This window comes from Blautia sp. HA3515 (assembly GCF_059933065.1).
Genome location: NZ_JAYFUY010000101.1, coordinates 1 through 3,980 on the forward strand (window position 1 = coordinate 1; position 3,980 = coordinate 3,980).

Annotated in this window: 2 protein-coding genes and 2 pseudogenes; 2 read left to right on the forward strand and 2 right to left on the reverse strand. The window is 43.9% G+C overall.

The window, feature by feature from the left end:
* The coding region (locus R1Y93_RS08950; protein ID WP_500822540.1) for an amidohydrolase family protein at nt 1–633 on the forward strand (633 nt) is incomplete at its 5' end.
* 34 nt (nt 634–667) lie between these two features.
* Nucleotides 668–2,049: pseudogene (locus R1Y93_RS08955) on the forward strand (NCS2 family permease).
* 351 nt (nt 2,050–2,400) lie between these two features.
* Here R1Y93_RS08955 and R1Y93_RS08960 read toward each other — a convergent pair.
* Nucleotides 2,401–3,286, reverse strand: a pseudogene (locus tag R1Y93_RS08960) (DMT family transporter).
* Nucleotides 3,287–3,371: 85 nt separating this feature from the next.
* Entirely contained in the window at nt 3,372–3,881 is a 510-nt protein-coding gene (gene ilvN / locus R1Y93_RS08965; RefSeq protein ID WP_500822541.1) for an acetolactate synthase small subunit, read from the reverse strand.
* Nucleotides 3,882–3,980 lie beyond the last annotated feature (99 nt).

Consider the following 3,980-nt stretch of genomic DNA (forward strand, 5'->3'; position numbering starts at 1 on the left):
CAGTCCCATCTTTCTGAGAATCCCGGAGAGATACACTGGGTTAAAGAGCTGTGTCCGGACAGTCTTTTTTATGGAGATGCCTATGATCATTTCAACCTTTTTGGAAGAGATCATTGTCCTACTGTGATGGCTCACTGTGTATATTCCACAGAAGAAGAAATTGCCCTTATGAAAAAGCAGGGTGTTTATATAGCCCACTGTCCTCAGTCCAATACCAATCTTTCTTCTGGTATTGCACCTGCAGCCCTGTATCTGCGGGAAGGGCTTCATGTAGGTCTTGGAACAGATATTGCCGGAGGATTCTCTCTTTCCATGCTGCGTGCCATCGCAGATGCCATCCAGGTATCCAAGCTTCGCTGGCGGCTTGTGGATCCTTCGCTTAAGGCTTTAACACTTCCTGAAGCTTTTTACATGGCTACCCTAGGCGGCGGTTCATTTTTCGGGAAAACAGGCAGCTTTGAAAAAGGCTACGAACTTGATGCAGTGGTACTGGATGATTCCAGTCTTCCATCTCCCCGTTCTTTGCCGCCTTTGACCCGCCTTGAAAGACTGATTTCTCTTTCTGATAGCAGCAATATCATTCAAAAATTCGTGTGCGGAAATTCTATTTTTTCCAACACTGAAAATAAATAATACAAGGCACTAAAGTGCCAAATGAGGCAAACTTATGAACCTAGAAAAACTTTTTCACCTGAAGGAACACCACACCGATGTTAAGACTGAGATCATGGCCGGCATCACTACTTTCATGACCATGGCTTACATCCTGGCAGTCAACCCGAATATCCTTTCCGCATCAGGAATGGATCGTGGTGCTGTGTTTACAGCTACTGCTCTGTCTTCCTTTATCGCCACATGCCTGATGGCACTGCTGTCCAATTATCCATTTGTGCTTGCACCTGGAATGGGACTGAACGCATACTTTGCCTACACTGTTGTATTAGGCATGGGCTACAGCTGGAAGACACAGGCTTCTTGCAGCTGTATTTGTGGAAGGTATCATTTTCATCCTGCTTTCCCTTTACCAATGTACGTGAAGCCATCTTTAATTCCATTCCTATGAACCTGAAACATGCAGTATCTGTAGGAATCGGTCTTTTCATCGCATTTATTGGTATGCAGAATGCAAAAATCGTTGTAAACAATGACTCCACACTTGTAAGTATGTTCTCCTTTAAAAGTGCAGCTCAGAACGGAACCTTCAACACAGAGGGTATCACAGTTCTTCTTGCTCTGATCGGTGTGCTGATCACAGGTGTTCTTCTTGTAAAGAATGTAAAAGGCGGTATCCTTTGGGGTATCCTGATCACATGGGCACTTGGTATTGTCTGTCAGTTCACAGGGCTTTATGTACCAAATATTGAAGCCGGTTTCTGCAGCCTGCTTCCAGATTTTTCCAATGGAATTTCTGTTCCAAGCATGGCACCGACTTTCATGAAAATGGATTTCTCCGTTGTATTTTCACTTGATTTTGTAGTGATCATGTTTGCATTCCTGTTTGTCGATATGTTTGATACTCTGGGAACCCTGATCGGTGTTGCATCCAAAGCAGATATGCTGGACAAAGACGGCAAGCTTCCTCAAATCAAAGGCGCTCTTCTGTCTGATGCAGTAGGTACAACAGTAGGTGCAATGTGCGGTACTTCCACAGTAACCACATTCGTAGAAAGTGCTTCCGGCGTTGCCGAAGGCGGCCGTACAGGTCTTACTTCTATTGTGGCAGCCATTCTTTTTGGTCTGTCCCTGCTTCTTTCCCCGATCTTCCTGGCAATTCCATCCTTTGCCACAGCTCCGGCTTTGATCGTGGTTGGATTCTTAATGTTAACATCCGTTACCAAGATTGATTTCAACGATATGACAGAAGCGATTCCGGCATTTATCGCTATCATCGCGATGCCATTCCTGTACAGTATCTCCGAGGGTATCTCCCTTGGCGTTATTTCCTACGTAGTGATCAATCTTGTAACAGGTAAAGCAAAAGAAAAGAAGATCAGCATACTTATGTATGTTCTGGCGATTCTGTTTGTTTTGAAATACGTTTTCCTGTAAGCAAAACGGAACCAGTTACATCTGAATAAGTAATTTCAAGTCGAGCAGCTGCGAGACTTGGCGCGTGATTCTGGTCAGCGTAAGCTGACATATTCTTTACAGAATCACTGCGCATCCTCGCGGAGCGTTTATCTCAGTCGGAGATTGGACTCCCACTGAGACAAACTTGCTGTTACTCACCACCTGAAAGAGGTGGGAGTCTTCTCGACTGAGATAAAACCCCTGTGACACAGGCAGGAAACTAATTAGTCACTGCCTGATATCCCAGGGGTTTACTTATGTTTACTTATATTTGCCTATATTGCTTATGTTTTACTTATGTACAACTGTTCAATACACTTATATTTACATTTAAGCTTTCTCTTTCTGTGGCAGCTGTGCCAGAATAATGGCTGCAAACATGATCACGCAGCCGGCAATCTCTCTTGCACTTAACTGCTGTCCCATATCACCCAGCCTGCCAGAACAGAGATGCAGGACTCCAGACTCAGGATCAGAGATGCTACGGTTGGATTCATATTTTTTTGTCCAATGATCTGCAAAGTATAAGCCACTCCGCAAGACATTACACCAGCATACAGGATAGGCTGCCAGGCCGTAAGAACTGCAGACATTTCCGGTTTTTCAAAAATCAGCGCCGGAATCCCGGACAGGATCCCACACACCAGAAATTGGATACAGGACAGCTTTACCCCATCCACTTTCGGTGAATAGTAATCAATCACCAGAATATGAAATGAAAAAAGTACGGCACAGATCAGAACCAGAATATCTCCTTTTCCAATGGAAAAGCCGTCTTTAATACACAAAAGATAAAGTCCTGCAACGGCCATTGCTACTGCCAGCCAGATAAATGGAGAACACTTCTTTTTCAGGAAAAGTCCCAAAATAGGCACCAGTACAATATAGCACGCTGTAATAAATCCCGCCTTACCAACAGTGGTATATTTAATACCAAACTGCTGGAAATTACTTGCCAGGCACATAAGGATTCCACAGGCCAAGCCTCCCCAAAGCAGATCCTTCCTGCTGCCGGATCCCTGTGCCTCTTCTACTTTCTTGCTGCTGTTTCTGCCTATAAACCAGATCACAGGAAGGATACTGCAGACCCGATCAATGACCTGGTCATATTAAAGGTAAAGCCTCCCACATAATCCATTCCTACACTCTGGGCCACAAACGCAACGCCCCAAATGGTTGCGGTTAAAAGCAGGAGAAGGGAATTCTTTAAAGGTATCTGTTGTTTTTTCATAATAATTTTCCTCGTATTTTCAGTAGATCAAACTAGCATATATTACCTAGGCAGGCTTCAAGTCGAGCACTTAGCGATCCATCATACTGATGGATTCAATGCCTACACTTCCTCCTCGAACCACTTCAATATGTCCGAACTCTTCTTTGATCAGCTTAACAACAGCGTCATTCTTCGTAGCTGTCTGCACAAATTCCAGAAGCAGGCTGTCTTTGCCATAGTCGATCACTCGTGCTTTAAAGGTTTCTGCAATCTGAAAAAGCTCCACCTTATCTTCCGGGCTGCAGCCAAATACCTTTACGTAAAGAATCTCTTTCATACGTACAAACATATTTGTGAAATCAATCACCTTGATCACTTCCACCATACGGTTCAGCTGCTTTTTGATCTGTTCAAAGGTTTCGTCATCACAAAATGTACCAATTGTCATACGTGACACTGTATTATCCTCTGTTGTTCCTACTGTCAGGCTGTCCAGATTATAGCTTTTCCCTGAAAAAAGTCCTGAAATCTTTGCCAGAACACCTACCTGGTTCTCCACATACAGGGAAATCCATCTTTTCTTTAATCCTTTATCCAAAATACTGTCCCTCTCTTTCCTTAACAATCCAGGATCATATCTTCCAGTGTACCGCCTGGCTTGATCATAGGATAAACCATCTCTTCAGGGTCAATGATA